General features: G+C 59.9%; 17 protein-coding genes. 9 read left to right on the forward strand and 8 right to left on the reverse strand.

Features of this window, described 5'->3' with window-relative positions; translation table 11 throughout:
* Positions 1-52: 52 nt before the first annotated feature.
* Positions 53-397, forward strand: coding sequence for a YggL family protein (locus tag PI739_RS05625; protein ID WP_003346101.1), 345 nt, complete (start codon positions 53-55; stop codon positions 395-397).
* Positions 398-488: 91 nt separating this feature from the next.
* Here the strand turns inward: PI739_RS05625 and PI739_RS05630 are convergent, their stop codons facing one another.
* The 7 genes from PI739_RS05630 to PI739_RS05660 form a co-directional block, all read right to left on the reverse strand.
* Entirely contained in the window at positions 489-4,109 is a 3,621-nt protein-coding gene (locus PI739_RS05630) for a transporter substrate-binding domain-containing protein (RefSeq protein ID WP_271351548.1), read from the reverse strand.
* Between the two features lie 8 nt (positions 4,110-4,117).
* Positions 4,118-4,744, reverse strand: coding sequence for a response regulator transcription factor (locus tag PI739_RS05635; protein WP_271351549.1), 627 nt, complete (start codon positions 4,742-4,744; stop codon positions 4,118-4,120).
* Positions 4,745-5,102: 358 nt separating this feature from the next.
* Complete coding sequence (locus tag PI739_RS05640; protein ID WP_003366924.1) at positions 5,103-5,495, reverse strand: response regulator; 393 nt, start codon at positions 5,493-5,495, stop codon at positions 5,103-5,105.
* 249 nt (positions 5,496-5,744) lie between these two features.
* The gene (locus PI739_RS05645; protein WP_003433027.1) at positions 5,745-7,076 is read right to left on the reverse strand and encodes a deoxyguanosinetriphosphate triphosphohydrolase; all 1,332 of its coding nucleotides are present in this window, start codon (positions 7,074-7,076) and stop codon (positions 5,745-5,747) included.
* A gap of 178 nt (positions 7,077-7,254) precedes the next feature.
* On the reverse strand, positions 7,255-7,611 hold the full coding sequence (locus PI739_RS05650) for a hypothetical protein (RefSeq protein WP_003366928.1): 357 nt from the start codon (positions 7,609-7,611) through the stop codon (positions 7,255-7,257).
* The gene (locus PI739_RS05655) at positions 7,608-8,000 is read right to left on the reverse strand and encodes a phage holin family protein (protein WP_002553117.1); all 393 of its coding nucleotides are present in this window, start codon (positions 7,998-8,000) and stop codon (positions 7,608-7,610) included. Before PI739_RS05655 ends, PI739_RS05650 begins: the two co-directional genes overlap by 4 nt.
* A 4-nt stretch (positions 8,001-8,004) precedes the next feature.
* Entirely contained in the window at positions 8,005-8,319 is a 315-nt protein-coding gene (locus PI739_RS05660) for an ElaB/YgaM/YqjD family protein (RefSeq protein ID WP_002553118.1), read from the reverse strand.
* A 247-nt stretch (positions 8,320-8,566) separates the two neighbouring features.
* On the opposite strand from PI739_RS05660, the gene PI739_RS05665 reads away from it, so the two are divergent.
* The 8 genes from PI739_RS05665 (at position 8,567) to pcaC (ending at position 15,599) form a co-directional block, all read left to right on the forward strand.
* Positions 8,567-9,637, forward strand: a complete 1,071-nt coding sequence (locus tag PI739_RS05665; RefSeq protein ID WP_044308281.1) for an acyltransferase family protein — start codon at positions 8,567-8,569, stop codon at positions 9,635-9,637.
* 57 nt (positions 9,638-9,694) lie between these two features.
* Complete coding sequence (locus tag PI739_RS05670) at positions 9,695-9,937, forward strand: glutaredoxin family protein (RefSeq protein WP_003433025.1); 243 nt, start codon at positions 9,695-9,697, stop codon at positions 9,935-9,937.
* 52 nt (positions 9,938-9,989) lie between these two features.
* Positions 9,990-10,910, forward strand: a complete 921-nt coding sequence (gene pcaQ, locus PI739_RS05675; RefSeq protein WP_003366937.1) for a pca operon transcription factor PcaQ — start codon at positions 9,990-9,992, stop codon at positions 10,908-10,910.
* Positions 10,911-11,047: 137 nt separating this feature from the next.
* Positions 11,048-11,767 (forward strand): protocatechuate 3,4-dioxygenase subunit beta, encoded by a 720-nt coding sequence (gene pcaH / locus PI739_RS05680; RefSeq protein WP_003366939.1) that lies wholly within the window; start codon positions 11,048-11,050, stop codon positions 11,765-11,767.
* Between the two features lie 11 nt (positions 11,768-11,778).
* A complete protein-coding gene (pcaG, locus tag PI739_RS05685; RefSeq protein WP_003366941.1) occupies positions 11,779-12,381 on the forward strand; it encodes a protocatechuate 3,4-dioxygenase subunit alpha in 603 nt (200 codons plus the stop codon).
* Positions 12,382-12,468: 87 nt separating this feature from the next.
* Complete coding sequence (locus tag PI739_RS05690) at positions 12,469-13,818, forward strand: 4-hydroxybenzoate transporter PcaK (RefSeq protein ID WP_044308284.1); 1,350 nt, start codon at positions 12,469-12,471, stop codon at positions 13,816-13,818.
* A gap of 24 nt (positions 13,819-13,842) precedes the next feature.
* Entirely contained in the window at positions 13,843-15,204 is a 1,362-nt protein-coding gene (locus PI739_RS05695) for a 3-carboxy-cis,cis-muconate cycloisomerase (protein WP_122240850.1), read from the forward strand.
* On the forward strand, positions 15,201-15,599 hold the full coding sequence (gene pcaC, locus PI739_RS05700) for a 4-carboxymuconolactone decarboxylase (RefSeq protein WP_122240849.1): 399 nt from the start codon (positions 15,201-15,203) through the stop codon (positions 15,597-15,599). Before PI739_RS05695 ends, pcaC begins: the two co-directional genes overlap by 4 nt.
* Before the next feature lie 54 nt (positions 15,600-15,653).
* On the opposite strand, the gene PI739_RS05705 is transcribed toward pcaC, so the two are convergent.
* Positions 15,654-16,910: an OprD family porin gene (locus tag PI739_RS05705; protein ID WP_248688293.1), complete on the reverse strand. Its 1,257-nt coding sequence runs from the start codon at positions 16,908-16,910 to the stop codon at positions 15,654-15,656.
* Positions 16,911-17,063: the final 153 nt, after the last annotated feature.

Here is a 17,063-nt window from a genome sequence, read left to right on the forward strand (position 1 = left end):
AATTGCCAAGCTGGTAAAGTGCCGCCCGATATTTATTGATGAGGATTGTCCCATGGCCACTAACCGCTCCCGCCGTCTGCGCAAGAAACTGTGTGTGGACGAGTTCCAGGAATTGGGTTTCGAACTGAACCTGGACTTCAAGCAAGAGCTGGACGACAAGGCAATCGATGCTTTCCTTGACGCTTTCCTGAAAGAAGCAATGGAAGCCAACGGTCTTGGCTATGTGGGCGGCGACGACTTCGGTCTGGTTTGCCTGAGCAAGCGTGGCTCGGTCAGCGAAGAGCAGCGTGCTGCTGTCGAAGCCTGGCTCAAGGGCCGCAGCGAACTGACAGAAGTCACTGTCAGCCCGCTGATCGACGTCTGGTACCCGGAAAAAGAAATCAATCCGGCCGCCTGATGTAGCGGGAAGCAGGCCAGCGCCTGCTTCCCTTGCCTGTTCCCGCGTACCCTTTCGTACATACCCTCGCCATACCGTCTTCAGCGCTCGCTCAGTCAGGCTTTGCCTGTTGCAGCATCAGTGCGTCCTCAAGCTCGATCATGGCCAGTTCGACCGCCTGCTGGCAGGTGCGGAACTGTTCATCCGGCGTGTCCGGTTCGCAGGCCAGTTCGAGCGCATCACAGGCGTCGACCACCCTTGAAGCCTGGATGATCCGTGCCGCGCCTTTGATCCTGTGCGCCAGGTCACGGGTTTTCTGACGATTGTTTTCCGGCATTAGTCTGGCGAGCAACAGCCGGTCTTCGTGGTTACTGTGCAGCAGTTGCGCGAGCAGACGCTCAACCATTTCAGGACGGTCACCGGTCAGGTTGCTGACGCTGTCGAGGCTGAAGGGCAGGGCCCGTGGGGGCGCCAGCGGGGCAATGGCTGCCAGCCGCTCGCTGAGCATCGAGAGGCTGATGGGTTTGAACAGGCAATCGTCCATGCCTGCCGCCCGGCAGCGTTCTATCTCGTCGGGCTGCGCGTTGGCCGTGAAGCCCCAGACCGGGCAGCGTTGGCGTTCGCAGGCGCGCTCCTGTTCGCGGATAGCCGCGGTCATGTCGTAGCCGTTCATGATCGGCATGTTGCAGTCGGCGACGACCAGATCGAAGGTATCGGTCTTCCAGCGCTCAAGCCCTTGTGCGCCGTTTTCGGCCATTTCGCAGTGATGGCCTAGAAAGCCGAGCTGCTGGCAAAGCAGCAGTCGATTGGCCGGATGATCGTCGACGATCAGGATTCTGAGTGCCTGATGAACGACGGCTGCCGGTTGCGCAACGACGGGCTGCCCGGTCAGCGCTTCAAGTGTGGTCAGCACCAGGTTCATGCTGATCCGGGTACCGTGCCCCGGTGTGCTGTCGAGCGAGAGATTGCCGCCCATCATCATGCACAGGCTGCGGCAGATCACCAGCCCGAGCCCGGCGCCGGTACGCGCCATTTGTCCGGTGTTATCGGCCTGAGCGAACGGTTCAAACAGGCGTTGCTGGTCTTCGACACTGATGCCGATGCCGCTGTCCTGAACGGTGATGTGCAGATGCAGCAGTTGCGGGTCCGGACTTTCGGCTGCCTGCAGTACGACCTTGATCCGCCCCATCGGGGTGAACTTGATGGCATTGCTGACCAGGTTGGACAGTATCTGTTTGAAGCGCAGCGGGTCGATCAATACGTCGGCATTGATCCTGCTGTCCAGTTCCAGTACCAGCTCGAGGTCCTTCTGCCGCGCCAGACCGTCGAATACCCTGAGCACCGATTCCACCAGACGACGCAGATTCGCCCGCTCGGGGTTGAGTGACAGCCGCCCGGATTCGATGCGGGCGATGTCAAGGATATCGCCGATCAGGTCGAGCAGGTCGTTGGCCGAACTGTAGGCGACTTCGATGGCGGAGCGATCCAGTTCGCCGTGATCGGCACGTTTGAGCGCCAGTTCCAGCATGCCGATCACTGCATTCATGGGCGTGCGGATTTCATGGCTCATGGTGGCAAGGAAGGTGCTCTTGGCCCGGCTGGCGGCGTCGGCCTGCTCCTTGGCAGCCTGCAAGTCCTCGATGAGCTGGCGACGCTCGCTGATGTCGATCCAGCCACCGATGATGCCCTGCACTTCGCCCAGAGAGTCACGAAACGGCAGGATCCAGTGGTAGATGGTCAACTGTCGATCGCCAATGCGCAGAGGGCGGTCGAGGATCAGCGCGGTATTGCTGGCCATGACCCGCTGATAGTCGGCAGCATACTCCCGGGCTTCGAAGGCATTGCCCAGCACCCCTTCGGTGGCGCTCTTGCCGATGATGTCCTCCCGTTGCGCGGAGAAAACCCTGAGGTAGCTGTCATTGCACATGCGCAGCATACCTTCGCGATCCCGTACGTAGATTGGATGCGGTGTACCCTCGACCAGCGCGCGCATGAATTCGAACTGATCGCCCAGCGCTCGTTCCGCAGCCTCGCGCTGACGTATCTGCCGGCGCATCCAGGCATTCCAGGCCAGCAGGCCCAGCAGCAACAGGCCTGCACCCACCACAATCTGATAGATCAGCCGCTCATAGTCATGCCAGTTGGCGCGTGAGGGGGTGTAGACGCGCCATCGGTTGTTGATCGCTGCCAGATCCTGCGGCGCGATACTCGCCAGCGCCTTGTCGAGAATCGAACTCAGCTCGATGGCATTGCGTGAGGTCGCCATCGAAATCAGCGCCGGATCCTCGCCGACGGTGGCGGTCATCTGCAAACGCTCCTCGAAGATGCCGGAAGACAGGAAATAGTCCGCGCTGAGCAGCGAGATGACCGCACCTTCCGCTCTGCCCAGCGACAACATGTCCAGCGCCTGGAATGGATTGTCGATCTCCAGCGGCACGACCCTGGGGTATTTGCGGCTTAGCCAGTCCAGCACCGGGCTGCCCTGAGTGATCGCCAGACGCTTGCCGTCCATCTGCTCCAGATAGCTGGGGGCACCCTGGCCCTTGTGGGTGACCAGCACGAACGAGTTGTCGATGTAGGGGCGGGTGAAGCTCAAGCGGTCCTCACGCGCATCACTGGACACCAGCGCGCCGATCATGTCGGCCTGGCCTTCGCTGACCTGATTGAGCATGTCGGTCAGGCTGGGCGAGCGTTTGACGTCGAACCTAAGCCCGGTACGCAGACGCACCAGTTCGAGCAAGTCTGCGGTGATGCCGCGAAAGTTACCCTTGGCATCGAAGAATGTCAGCGGCGCATACGCTTCGTTGACGACCACGCGTACGGTCGGGTGCTGCGCGATCCAGCGTTCCTCGCGTTGCGTCAGTTGCAGCTTCTGGTCGGTGAGCATCAGGTCGCTGCCCGTGCTCCAGCGTCTGGAAATATTGATGCGTTCATCGACGGGGATGGCTTTCAGCGTCTGATTGATGATGCCCAGCAGTTGCGTGTTTTCGTTGCTGACCGCGAAGCTGAAACCGTTGGGCTCGTGCTGGCCGAAATTCGACATCTGCACGTTGTTCAGATAACCCTTGTTGATGATGTATTGGGTGGAAATCGTATCGCCCAGAAACACGTCCGCCTGATTGAAAGCGACTGCGTTGATGGCGTTCTGAAAAGAGGGATAGGTTTTCAGCGTTGCGCCTGGATAGGACGCTTCGACCTCGGCAGGCGGCAGGTAGTGATAGACCATGCTCAGCCGCATGCCTTTCAGGCCCTCGTTCAGGGGGCGGGTGTCTCCGACCCGGGTGACCAGAACGGGTTGATCCACCGAGTAGGGCTGCGAAAGCCTGATGTTTCGATCGATGGCTTCAAAACCGTTTGCGGTACCCAGCAGATCGATCTGGCCTGCGGCAAGGGCCTTGATCGCCGCATCACGGGTTTCGAAACGCTGAACCCTGACGGGCAGGTCCAGCGCATCCGAAATGATCCCTGCATAATCGGCAGTGATGCCTTCGTAATCGTTACCCGACATCGTGATATCAAAGGGCGGGTAATCGGGGTTCGAGGTGCCGAGAATCAGTTCGCGTTGACCGCGCACCCACTGCCACTGGTGACTGTCCAGCTTCACATCCATGTGCGCCGGGCTCGAACGACCGAGCAGGGTATAGTGATCGGCCGCATGAAGACCGGCCTCAGCACCCCAGCCTGTGCACAGGCTTGTAGCCAGTATTAATAATTGTCTGAAGCGCTTGGGCATCCGTTTTCTCACACTAGCGCGTTGAGTTTTGCCATCTCGATAAGTTCTACCAAGGTTCTTGTTTTTAGTTTTTGCATCAGTCGCGTTTTGTAAGTACTGACGGTTTTGTTACTGAGAAACATACCCTTGGCTATTTCCTTGTTGGAACGGCCCTGGGCAAATAACTGCAATACCATCAGTTCGCGGTCATTGACCAACTTGAACAGCTCCAGCTCGTTGGTCTGTCCATCTTCACGAACTGCGCACGTCAACGCCTGACTGGGAAAGTAATTGTAGCCGGATAATACCGCTCTCACCGAACTGAGCAGCTCGCTAAGGTCTTCCTGCTTGCACACATAACCCGAGGCACCCGATTGCATGCAGCGAATGGCAAACAGGTTGGGAGTTTGCGACGTCAGCACCAGAATCTTGGAGGACAGCCCCATCGTATTGAAGCGAGCCAGCACCTCAAGGCCGTCGAGCTTGGGAATGCTGATATCGAGGATGATCAGGTCGGGCATGCATTCACGAACCATTTGCATGGCGTCGACACCGTTATCGGTTTCGCCGACCACCTCATAGTTTTCGTTCTCCAGAAGCATTCTTACCGCCATCCGGATGACCGGGTGATCGTCGATGATAAAAACTGAGTTCATATTCCATTCCATAACAAGCAGTGAAGAAAGCGCGCACCTTAGCTCAGATGTTCGGGCAGGCACATAAAGAGACTTGCTCGGCAGGCATATATAGGAAAAGTCCTACAAAAATTAGCGTATCGGAGTACGTAAAAGCCTACGTAGAACACAAGTGTGTTTAAACGTTAACGCTTATTTCATTGTGTGTTTGGCGAGCGATGCACCCGATGTTTATTACTTTCTGGAATCATCATTCATGTTGACTGATGATTTCCTACGCGTCTGAACGTCGAATGTAATCGGTACGGTTTGCCGGTTTAAGGTATGTACCGGTTTTTACCCGGGATATCCAAAAGCGCATAAAGCCGGGTTGCCGATGTCAGTCAACGAGGTGCCCCAGCAGGCGGCTGAGGTCGGGTCCGTGCAGGGGTTTGCTCAGGCAACCGAGCAGAGGTAGATCACGCTGCAGGGCGAGTTGCTGCAGGTTTTCAAGCTGTGTATCCGGCAAGCCGCTGAGCAGAATGGCCTGGCGCAGCCAGCCGTGTCGGGATGCCTCGTCGATCAGGTCGAGGCCCGACATGTCCGGCAGGCACTGATCGCACAACACAAGCCCGTAGGGTTCGGCACTGCGTTGCATGGCGGCCATCGCCTCGGCAGCCGTAAGCACGGGAGTCAGCAGGAAGTAGCCATGATTGTTGAGCAGCACTTGGGTGGCAATCAGTTGAAACGGGTGATCTTCCACCAGAAGGATGCGCAGGCTATGTGTGGACATGAGCGTTCCGGAAAGGCCCTGGCGAAGCGTTCAGGCATCGGCAGGCGGCGTGCGGACCCGTGAGTATCGCAGGCGGATGGATGACGTGCCGGATGGCAGTTGAAGTGGCTGGAATTATTGAGGGATGCAAGAAAACCTGCGATAGGACCCGTCCGACATGCTTGTAGGGCCTGTCTGAGTTTTGCGAGGCAATCAGTCTGACCAGCCTTTTGCCTGCATCCGTTCAGGCAGCGGGCGGGTCGAGGGAGGCTATATCTGTCCGGAGCGGCCGGTCATTTCCCGGGCCATTTCGCTGGCGTAGCTGTCGGTCATGCCCGCGATGAAGTCGATCATGCGCAGGAACGAGGTATGCAACGGTGCCTTGGGATCGGGCGCACTGTTACCCAGCAAGTCGAGGATGCGCCGATGCTTGAACGATGGCGTCCTGCCGCCGAACTGTTCGACGGCCGCGCCGCAGAACGCATTGAGGAGGATCTCCAGCGTGGTGTAGGCACCGATTTCATGCAGGGTCTTGCGCTTGTCCTGGAAGATTTTCTTGCGCGCCATGTCCTTGGCATTCAGCACACAGCGTTTGGCCGGACCGTGCATGTGCTCGACCAGGTCGCCAGGCAGGGTGCCGGCCAGCAAGGCATCCTGCTGCTCGACGAAGGCTCTGGCGGCCGCGTTGGTCAAGTGTTCGATGGCCTTGCCGCGCAGGATTGCCAGTTTGCGCCGCCGTGAGTCGCCCGGACCCAGTTGCCGGTAGGTTTCCGGAAGATCATCACCGACCAGCCCGAGCAAAAGTGATTCCACTTCTGCGTAGTTGAGCAGGTCCATCTCCAGACCGTCTTCCAGGTCGATCAGGGCGTAACAGATGTCGTCGGCAGCCTCCATCAGATACACCAGCGGATGGCGGGCCCAACGTTGATCTTCGAGCTGCGGCAAACCCAGCTTGCCGGCAATCTGCTCAAGAATCGGCAATTCGCTCTGATAGCAGCCGAACTTGTGCTTTTTGTAGCCCAGCGAATCTGCGTGGCGCGCGGTCCACGGGTATTTGAGGTAAGTGCCCAGCGTGGCGTAGGTCAGGCGGGTGCCGCCGTCGAACTGGTGGTATTCCAGCTGCGTCAGCACCCGAAAGCCCTGGGCATTGCCTTCGAAATTGAGAAAATCATTGCGCTCGGTGTCGCTCATCGCATCAAGCCAGCCGCGCCCGGCCGCCTGATTGAACCAGTTGCGAATCGCATCTTCGCCCGAGTGACCGAACGGCGGATTGCCGATGTCGTGCGCCAGGCAGGCCGATTGCACGACCATGCCCAGGTCGCTCGGATCGCACCAGTCGGGCAGGGCAGAGCGCAGCGTTTCGCCGACGCGCATCCCCAGCGAACGGCCGACGCAACTGACTTCCAACGAGTGGGTCAGGCGCGTATGAATATGATCGTTGCTGGACACCGGATGCACCTGGGTCTTGCGCCCTAGGCGGCGAAAGGCGCCGGAAAAGATGATCCGGTCATGGTCCTTGTGAAACGGACTGCGCCCCAGTTCCTCGGGGCTGTGCAGGGTCTTGCCCAGTCGTTCGCGGTTAAGCAGCGTTTGCCAATCCAATGCGTTCACTCCGTCAGTAATAGGGGCGTAGCTTCCCGGTTCGACACGCCTGCCGCAAGGGCTGCATTGATGAAAACAGGCCCGTAGAAAAACAAATGCCCGCTCCGGAATACCGGAGCGGGCATTTATGTTCAGGCCGATACAGTCAGGCCTGGGTCACGCTGGACGCATGGCGCAATCAGACTTTGCGATTGCGATTCTGCAGGGCGCGCGTTTGCATGGCGACCTTGACCACTGGCGTCAACGTGATGCCCAGCTTCAACAGGCGACCCAGCAGGCTGGTACGTCCGGTCTTGGCGCGTTTGCCGCTCAGAAAACCCAGCAGGGCAACCGAGCCCACGCCCCAGAGCGGCGCGTGGCGAAAGCCCAGCGCGCTTTTCCAGTCGTGACGGATGCCGCGAAAGCGTTGCAACGGTTGCATCAGTTGCGCAGATTCGTGGCGAATTTCCTGGCGGTGCATTTCCATGCGCAAGCGAATCAATGCCTTGCGCAGTTCTCGACGGGTATTGCTCTGGTGCGACTTGGGTTCACTCATGGCATCAATCGCTCGCGGTCATTGGCCAGTTCTTCGAGGGTCGCATGGAAGGGCGAAGACTCGTCGAAGATCGCTGCCTTGAGGCGCAATCCACAGAAAATCGCGGCCAGCAGGTAAAACGTACACAGGCCGACGATGCCGGCCAGGCGATAGCTGTCCCACAGAACGATCAGCAGCAAGGCCGAGAGCCCAGTGAGCAGCAGCAGGCCGAAAACCAGTGCCAGACCGGCGAACAGCAGCAGGCTGACGGTTCGCGCTTTCTGTTCCTGCAATTCGATGCCGAACAGCTCGACGTGAGTGTGCAACAGGCCAAGGAAGGCAGCGCCCAGGCGCCGCGGTGAAGAGCCCGGAGTTCCCTCGGGCGGTGCTGATTCCGTTCCCAGAGTCATGATGTTAGCGCCTTGTAGCCAGCAGACCGATCAGAAAGCCGACACCTGCGGCGATACCGACGGACTGCCAGGGGTTGTTCTGAACGTAATCTTCGGTGGCGATCACTGCAGCTTCGCCGCGCTCGCGCAACGAATCTTCGGTGGTCTTCAGGGTTTCCTTGGCACGCAGCAGGCTTTCGCGGATCTGGGCGCGCAGTTCATCGGCCTGATCACCAGCGAGAGAGGCGGTATGCGCCAGCAATTTCTCAGTGTCGGCAACCAGTACCTGGAAGTCGGCTCTCAGGATTTCCTGAGCATTCTGTGCAGTTTGGCGGGCCATGATGTTCTCCGTTTGGTGGGCGTATGAATGTTTCGAGTACAGGTGATTCCTGAAGGTTCACTTCGATTGGCGTATCGTGTTCGATCAGGCTTTACGCAGCCGCTGCACCTTACTCCAAAACTATCTGCCAGGAAAAACCGCAAGCACTGGAAGATTGGGGTTCCGTATTTCTGGCCATTGGCTATGCTCCACACGCGTGACCACGGGATGGCCTGGCGCGCGCGACATCCGTTGAATGGAGAGAGGCATGGAGCGGCTGTATTCCCTGCAGGGGCTCAGGGGCGTAGCGGTCCTTGGCGTTGTGTTGTTTCACATGATGTCGGTGGAGAGCAAGTTTTCCGGTGGCGATATCCTTTTGCCGCCCTGGCTCGATTTTTTTCAGTTGGGCGTCGATCTGTTTTTCGTCATCAGCGGATTCGTCATGGTGATTGTCAGCCGTGGCCGTTTTCAGAGCGGAGTCGAGGCTCAGCGCTTTCTGTTCAATCGGGTCTCGCGGATCTATCCCACCTACTGGTTGTACTTTTTCATCACCCTGGCGGTTTATCTGGTGCAGCCGGGCATGGTCAACAGCGGGCATGGCTCGTCCAATCTGATCATGTCGTTCCTGCTGTTGCCCAACGACAAGGTGCTGCTGGTGATGGTGGCCTGGTCGCTGCTGTTCGAGCTGTGGTTCTACGTGGTGTTCTCGGGCTTCCTGCTGTTTCGCGAGCGCAGTCTGCCGTTTCTGCTCGGTGTTTGGGGCATGATCATCGTGGTGTTCAATACGCTGGCAGACTGGCAGGACTATTCCTCGGCAGTGAAGATCGTCCTGCATCCCTATGCCCTCGAATTCATGCTGGGTGCCGCGCTGGCCTTGTTCTTTTACGGTCGCCACAGTGCCCGCGTGCCGACGGCTGCGGTCTGGTTGCTGCTCGGTGTCGCGTTGTTGGCGGCGGTGCCCCTGATCGGCTATTACCGGTTGTACGAAAGTCAGGGGCTGCTGCGCATGCTCATGGTCGGCGGCACGTTCGGCGTACTGGTGGTGACGCTGGCCTTGCTCGAACGGCGCCGACAGCTGGTGGTGCCGGTGTTTCTGGTTGCCGTGGGCGATATGTCCTACACGATCTATCTTTCTCATCTGCTGGTGCTGGGGGTGATCGGCAGGGTCTGGAGTCTGGTGGGGGCCTGGCCCGAAAGCTACCTGGACAACCTGTTTTTCGCGCTGCTGATGATGGCTGCGGCGCTGTGCTATGGCTGGGTCGGTTACCGCTGTTTCGAGAAACCGGTGCTGGACCGCGCCAATGCGTTCAGCAAGGCGCATTTCCGGGTGTCGACGTGATCCCGGTGCGCGCCTAGAATAATTTCCGCTTACCGAGGATTCGCCGAGGATCGACTCATGACCCCCGAATGCCAGCTGTTCAGCACCCTGGGATGCCCGCTGTGCGAGGTTGCCGAAGCAGTTTTACTGCCGTTTGCCATTGAGCACGGCCTGCTGGTTGAGTTGGTCGACATCTGCGAGGATGAGCAACTGCATGAACGCTATGAGTTGCGCGTTCCTGTGTTGCGTCGGATCGACACCGGCGACGAGCTGGACTGGCCATTTGACGCGCCTCAAGTGGCGTCGTTTCTGAGTCGCTGAGCTGCCTTGTCGTTGAGCTGCATTCCCTTTCATTTACCGGACACGACGCGCAGTGAATATCGATACACGCATCAAATTTCGCCATCTGGTCTGCTTTCTCGAAGTGGCCCGGCAGGGCAGTCTGGCGCGTGCTTCCGACGTTCTGGCGATCAGTCAGCCTGCGCTGTCGAAAAGTCTCAAAGAGCTGGAAACCCTGCTCGACACCACGTTATTCGTGCGCAGCAAGAGCGGCGCGGCACTCACCGAAGCCGGCGTGGCGTTCATGCGGTTTGCCGGGCCCAGCGTGCAGGCCCTGCGCGAGGGCGTCAGCAGCCTGCGCTCGGGTGAGCATGACACCGTCACTGCACGACTGGGTGTACTGTCGACGGCCGAAAGCCTGCTGGTGCCTGAGGTCGTTCATCGCCTGCACCAGCGGCACCCGGCGCTGATCGTCAGCGTGATGACCGGGCCCAGCGCGTATCTGCTGTCGCAATTGAGGGTAGGGGAGCTGGATCTGGTGGTCGGGCGCATGACAGACAGCCCGCAGATTCAGGGCCTGACGTTCGAGCACCTGTACAACGAGTCGATGACGCTGGTGGTGCGCAGCGATCACCCGTTGCTGGCTGCGCCGCTCAAGCCCGAAAGTCTGGAGCAATTCCCGCTGGTATTGCCGCTGGCAGGCACCACCATCCGCAAGTTTGCCGACAGCCTGTTCGTGCAGTGCGGTATCCGCATGCCGCGTCAACGCCTTGAAACCCTCTCGCTCACCCTCAGCCGCCGCTATGTGCAATGCAGCGATGCGGTGTGGATCGCGCCACTGGATGCCGTGTCGCTGGAGTTGAAAGGCGGCACGCTGGTGGAGCTGGACATGGGTATTCGTGAACCGGGCGGCTCGGTCGGTTTGTGCAGCAACCCGGCCTTGCCACTCACGCGCGCAGCGCAGTGGTGCGTGGACGAACTGCGGAGCCTTGGAGAGGCCTATCGCAACGTCTAGCATCCATAACCAATTGGTTATGGATCATGGGGTTTATTTCAGTTCTCTATAAGCATGGATCGCGCGACACTTCGCCGCAGCCTGTAGCGCATGTGACCCACGCCTGCGCGCCCCATAAGAAAAACGAGGAGAACGCCATGTCTGCCGCGGACAACAGCCGCTTCGTCATTCGTGACCGAAACTGGCATCCAAAAGCTCTCACCCCTGATTACAAGACCTCAATCCTGCGCTCGCCGCGTCAGGCGCTGGTCAGTATCCCGCAGTCCATTTCCGAAACCACCGGCCCGGATTTCTCGCATTTGAAATTCGGTCAGCACGATAACGATCTGCTGCTCAATTTCAACAACGGCGGTCTGCCCATCGGCGAGCGTATCCTGCTGGCCGGGCGGGTCTGCGATCAGTACGGAAAGCCGATTCCGCACACGTTGGTGGAGATCTGGCAGGCCAACGCCGGTGGGCGTTATCGCCACAAGCGCGATGCCTATCTGGCGCCCATCGATCCCAATTTCGGCGGCGTCGGACGTGCACTGACCGACAGCGAAGGCAATTACAGCTTCCGTACCGTAAAGCCAGGGCCTTACCCGTGGCGCAACGGTCCCAACGACTGGCGCCCGGCGCACATTCACGTGTCGATCAGCGGGCCGTCGATTGCCACACGCCTGATTACCCAGTTGTATTTCGAAGGCGATCCGCTTATTCCGATCTGCCCGATCGTCAAGGCCATCGCCAATCCGGACGCCGTGCAGAGCCTGATTGCCAGACTCGACCTGGGCATGGGCAATCCGATGGATTGCCTGGCGTACCGCTTTGATATCGTGTTGCGCGGTCAGCGCAAGACTCACTTCGAAAATTGCTGAGGAGGCCCGACATGCCCGTTCAATTGCTGCAGGAAACCCCTTCGCAAACCGCTGGCCCTTACGTCCACATCGGTCTTGCACCACAGGTGGCCGGCAACCCGACCCGCGAACTGGAAATCTGGAACGAGATGGCCAGGCCCGAGGCGCCCGGCGAGCATATCGTGTTGCTGGGCAACGTCTTCGACGGCAACGGTCATCTGATCCGTGATGCCTACCTGGAATTCTGGCAGGCGGATCATCAGGGCGCGTATCACAGCGAATTCGACCCGGACAGGCCGTTCAACGGCTTTGGTCGCACGGCTACCGCGGACGATGGTCAATGGATCCTCAAGACCATCAAGCCAGGCTCGGCGCGCAATGCGGCGGGTGTGCCGATGGCGGCGCACATCAATGTCTCGCTGTTTGCCCGTGGCATCAATATTCATCTGCAGACGCGGCTGTATTTCGACGACGAAGCCCAGGCGAATGCGCAGGACCCGGTGCTCAATCTGATCGAGCAGCCCCCGCGTCGCGAAACCCTGGTGGCGCGCCGTTGCACGCACGAGGGGCAGACGGCCTATCGTTTTGATATCCGTGTGCAGGGTGAAGGCGAGACAGTGTTTTTCGATTTCTGAATCGCTTGTCGATTCAGAAATCAATGTGCGTGCGTTTCAAGGCGCCTGCATCGGCAGGCGACCCTATAAAAATAAAAGGACACCTTCATGACGCTTTCCGCCAGCAGCCCTGCGTCGAGTACGCTCGACGTTCAGGCTTTCATCAATGCGCAACCGCTGTCCGGCTATCAGTGGCGAGTGGTTGCGCTGTGTTTTCTGATCGTGTTTCTCGACGGCCTCGATACTGCCGCAATGGGCTTCATTGCACCCGCGCTCAGCCAGGATTGGGGAATCGATCGGGCCAGTCTGGGGCCGGTGATGAGTGCCGCGCTGATCGGCATGGTGTTCGGCGCGCTGGGCTCCGGCCCGCTGGCCGACCGTTTCGGGCGCAAGGTGGTGCTGGTGGTCGCGGTGCTGCTGTTCGGTCTTTTCAGCCTGGCCTCAGCCTATAGCAGCAACATCGATCAATTGCTGGTGCTGCGCCTGTTGACCGGGCTGGGGCTTGGCGCAGCGATGCCCAATGCCACTACGTTGCTGTCGGAATACACCCCGGAGCGGCTCAAGTCGTTGTTGGTGACGAGCATGTTCTGCGGTTTCAATCTGGGCATGGCCTGCGGCGGTTTTGTCTCAGCCAAGCTGATCCCCAGCATGGGCTGGCACAGCCTGTTGATGCTGGGCGGTATCCTGCCCATCCTGCTGGCGGCGGTGCTGATGGTCTGGCTGCCGGAGTCGGCGCGGTTTCTGGTGGTACGCAATCGCGGTGCGGAGCGGATTCGCAAAGTGCTGGCACCGATTGCGCCGAAGGCGCTGGCTGGCATCACTGACTTCAGCGTTCCCGAGCAGAAAACGGTGAGCAGCCGCAATGTGCTGAAAGTGATTTTTTCCGGCACGTACAGCGCAGGCACCCTGTTGCTGTGGCTGACCTATTTCATGGGCCTGGTCATCGTTTACCTGCTGACCAGCTGGCTGCCGACGCTGATGCGCGACAGCGGCGCGAGCATGGAACAGTCGGCCTTCATCGGCGCGCTGTTTCAGTTCGGCGGGGTGTTGAGCGCTGTAGGCGTGGGCTGGGCGATGGATCGTTACAACCCGCACAAGGTCATTGGTTGTGCCTACGCGCTGGCCGGGGTATTTGCCTGGCTGGTCGGGCAGAGTCTGGGTAACGTCGCACTGTTGGCGACATTGGTGCTGCTGGCCGGTATGTGCATCAACGGCGCACAGTCGGCAATGCCGTCACTGGCAGCGCGTTTCTATCCCACCCAGGGGCGTGCCACGGGCGTGTCGTGGATGCTCGGGATCGGCCGCTTCGGCGCGATTCTCGGCGCCTGGGCCGGTGCCACGCTGCTGGGCCTGGGCTGGACGTTCGAGCAGGTGCTGACCGCGCTGGTGGTTCCGGCGGCGCTTGCCGCGATAGCGGTGCTGATCAAGGGCTGGGTCAGTCATTCGGACGCTACCTGAAACCTTTCAATCTGGAGTGGTGATGTGAACAGAGCGAGCAATCAACTTTTCGATGCCTACTTCATGCAACCCGAAATGCGCGAGATCTTTTCGGATGAAGGCCGGGTGCAGGGCATGCTCGATTTCGAGGCTGCACTGGCTCGGGCACAGGCACGAGTAGGCCTGATCCCGCCCGAGGTGGTCGCTGACATCGAGCTGAGCTGCGACGCACGGCTGTTCGATTTCGACGCGCTGGCAATGGCCATCGGCAGCGCCGGCAATTCGGCGATTCCGCTGGTCAAGGCGCTGGGCAAACAGATTGCCGCACGCAGCGCTGAAGCCGAGCGCTACGTGCACATGGGCGCGACCAGTCAGGATGTGATGGACAGCGGTCTGATCCTGCAACTGCGTCGAGCCATCGTACTGCTTGAGCATGATCTTGCTCGACTGGCCGATGCGATGGCTGAGCAGGCACAGCGTCATGCTGGCACGCCGCTGGCTGGACGCACCTGGTTGCAACAGGCCACGCCGGTCACCCTGGGGATGAAAATCGCCGGCTGGCTGGGCGCGGTCACTCGTCATCGACAGCGCTTGAACGAGATCAAACCACGCCTGCTGTGCCTGCAGTTCGGCGGTGCTTCCGGCAGCCTCGCGGCGCTGGGCGATCAGGCGTTTTCGGTGGCCGAAGCGCTGGCCGGTGAATTGCAACTGGCGTTGCCCGAGCAGCCCTGGCACACCCAGCGTGACCGACTGGTAGAGTTTGCCGGTCTGCTGGGCCTGATCGCCGGCAGCCTCGGCAAACTGGGGCGCGACGTGAGCCTGCTGATGCAGACCGAAGTGGGCGAGGTCTTCGAGCCTTCGGCACCGGGTAAGGGCGGATCTTCGACCATGCCGCACAAACGCAACCCGGTCGGTGCTGCGGTCATGATCAGCACCGCCACCCGCGCACCGGGGCTGGTCGCCACGATGCTGGCCGCCATGCCGCAGGAGCACGAGCGCAGTCTGGGCCTGTGGCATGCCGAGTGGGAGACCTTGCCGGAGCTGTGCTGCCTGGTTTCCGGTTCGCTGCAGCAGGCGTTGCAGGTGATACCCGGCCTGCAGGTCGATGCCGAGCGTATGGCGATCAATCTGCAATCCACCAAAGGCCTGGTTCTCGCCGAGGCAGTGAGCATTGCCCTGGCTCAGCGCATCGGCCGCGATGCTGCCCACCATCTGGTTGAACAGTGCTGCCGGCGTGCGGTGGAGCAGGGCGCCCATTTGCGTCAGGTGCTCGGCGAAACCCCGCAGATCAGCGAGCAGTTTTCTTCCGACGAGCTGGATCGACTGCTCGATCCGGCCCATTACCTTGGCCAGGCTCGCCATTGGGTCGAGCGTGCCGTGGCTGCACACACAAGGATTTCCCGATGACCGAAGACGAACGTTACGAAGCTGGCATGCGGGTGCGCCGTGCGGTGCTGGGCGATGCGCATGTCGATAACAGCCTGAGCAAACTGACGCCGTTCAATGAAGAATTCCAGGAGATGATCACCCGTCACGCCTGGGGTGATATCTGGACCCGTCCGGGGCTGCCACGCCACACGCGCAGTCTGATTACCATTGCGATGCTGATCGGCATGAATCGAGAAGGCGAATTGCGCCTGCACCTCAAGGCCGCGAAAAACAATGGCGTGACCCGTGAGGAAATCAAGGAAGTGCTGATGCAGAGCGCGATCTACTGCGGCATTCCGGCGGCCAATGCAACGTTCCACCTCGCTGAAGCGGTGTGGGATGAAATGGGCGTGGAGTCGTTGCAGGACAATTGAGGGTGTGATCGAGAACGCCGCCGCGCCATCGGCCACGGCGGCGTTCTGTCTGGATCAGAGCAGCGACAACGGGTAGCTGACGATCAGGCGGTTTTCGTCAAACTGGTTGGTGTTGTAGTCGCGGCGCATGGTGGAGTTGCGCCATTTGACTGACAGGCTTTTGAACGCGCCGCTCTGGAACACGTAGGCCAGCTCGGTTTCCCGTGCCCACTCTTCGCCGTCGGTGATGGCGCCGGTATGCACGTTGTCGCCGCTGATGTAGCGGTTCATGAGGGTCAGGCCGGGCACGCCCAAGGCTGCGAAGTCATAGTCGTGGCGCAACTGCCAGGATTTTTCCCTGGCGTTGTCGAAGCTGGAGTTGTAACTGTCGTTGGCCAACGTCCCGCCACTGGTACCGTTGACGCGCATCCAGGCGCTGTCGCCGCTGACTTTCTGCAGGCCCACATAAAATGTGTTGCCACCGTGCCGTGCCGAAAGCAGCGCTGACCAGGTCTTGTTGTCCAGCTCGCCGGCCAGCGACTGACCGTCGTCCTTGCCCTGGAAGTAGCCAAGGTTGGCCCCCAGCGTCCAGCTGCCCAACGGCTGACTGTGCAGCAGGTTGAAATATTGCTGGTGGTAGATATCTTCAAGCTCGGCGTACCACACGCCGACCTGGGTGCGCTTTTCGTTGAACACGTACTCGCCGCCGCCAAAGTTGAAGCGGTCGGAAGTGAACGCGGTACGGCCATTCAGGGACATGTCTTCCATGCTCGCGTCGTTGCGCGGGCTGTTGCCACGGAACTGACCACCGTAGAGGCTCAGGCCGTCGATCTCCTTGGAGGTGATCTGCCCGCCCTGAAAGGTTTGTGGCAGCGAGCGGCCGTCATCCGAGCGCAGGATCGGCAGCACAGGCATCCACTCGCCGACTTTCAATTCGGTCTTCGAGAAGCGCGCCTTGCCGGCCACGGCCAGTCGCCCGAAGTCGTCGGCCGGGCGCCCATCGCTATGGATGGGCAGCAATTGCGTGCCGCCGGTACCCTTGCCGCCGTCGAGCTTGAGCGAGTAGAGGCCCAGCGCGTCGACACCGAAGCCGACGGTGCCCTGGGTGAAGCCGGAGCGTGCGTCGAGGATGAAGTTCTGCGTCCACTCCTCGGCGTAGTTCTGTGCGTTGGCCGGGTCGACGAAGTTGCGGTTGATGTAGAAGTTGCGTAGGTTCAGATTGACCTTGGCGTCTTCGACGAATCCGGCGCTGTTGCCGCTGATGGGCGTCAGGCTTGCAGCGACGGCCGCTGACAGGCCGCAAAGGATTTTGCAGGGGGAATTCACGCGCATGGAGCAGACCTTTTTTGTAGTTATTGAGTCGTGTAGCTGGCTGCGATAGTGAAATGCCGGAAAGCGCTGTGCAATTGTGAAACAGCTGTTCTGGGCGATTATCGAACGTTAATGAACCGGTTCGAACATTTTCTGCGAAGCGCTGCAAACGGG

Origin of the sequence: Pseudomonas cerasi, from assembly GCF_027983475.1 — a bacterium.
Classification (GTDB): Bacteria; Pseudomonadota; Gammaproteobacteria; order Pseudomonadales; family Pseudomonadaceae; genus Aquipseudomonas; species Aquipseudomonas cerasi.

Bases quoted from the DNA above. Each gene is read 5' to 3' on its own strand.
- pcaC (WP_122240849.1), top strand. From the start codon at position 15,201: ATGACCGAAGACGAACGTTACGAAGCTGGCATGCGGGTGCGCCGTGCG.
- PI739_RS05670 (WP_003433025.1), top strand. From the start codon at position 9,695: ATGACCCCCGAATGCCAGCTGTTCAGCACCCTGGGATGCCCGCTGTGC.
- PI739_RS05665 (WP_044308281.1), top strand. From the start codon at position 8,567: ATGGAGCGGCTGTATTCCCTGCAGGGGCTCAGGGGCGTAGCGGTCCTT.
- PI739_RS05625 (WP_003346101.1), top strand. From the start codon at position 53: ATGGCCACTAACCGCTCCCGCCGTCTGCGCAAGAAACTGTGTGTGGAC.
- PI739_RS05655 (WP_002553117.1), bottom strand. From the start codon at position 8,000: ATGACTCTGGGAACGGAATCAGCACCGCCCGAGGGAACTCCGGGCTCT.
- PI739_RS05705 (WP_248688293.1), bottom strand. From the start codon at position 16,910: ATGCGCGTGAATTCCCCCTGCAAAATCCTTTGCGGCCTGTCAGCGGCC.
- pcaH (WP_003366939.1), top strand. From the start codon at position 11,048: ATGTCTGCCGCGGACAACAGCCGCTTCGTCATTCGTGACCGAAACTGG.
- PI739_RS05660 (WP_002553118.1), bottom strand. From the start codon at position 8,319: ATGGCCCGCCAAACTGCACAGAATGCTCAGGAAATCCTGAGAGCCGAC.
- PI739_RS05635 (WP_271351549.1), bottom strand. From the start codon at position 4,744: ATGAACTCAGTTTTTATCATCGACGATCACCCGGTCATCCGGATGGCG.
- PI739_RS05650 (WP_003366928.1), bottom strand. From the start codon at position 7,611: ATGAGTGAACCCAAGTCGCACCAGAGCAATACCCGTCGAGAACTGCGC.
- pcaG (WP_003366941.1), top strand. From the start codon at position 11,779: ATGCCCGTTCAATTGCTGCAGGAAACCCCTTCGCAAACCGCTGGCCCT.
- PI739_RS05690 (WP_044308284.1), top strand. From the start codon at position 12,469: ATGACGCTTTCCGCCAGCAGCCCTGCGTCGAGTACGCTCGACGTTCAG.
- PI739_RS05630 (WP_271351548.1), bottom strand. From the start codon at position 4,109: ATGCCCAAGCGCTTCAGACAATTATTAATACTGGCTACAAGCCTGTGC.
- PI739_RS05640 (WP_003366924.1), bottom strand. From the start codon at position 5,495: ATGTCCACACATAGCCTGCGCATCCTTCTGGTGGAAGATCACCCGTTT.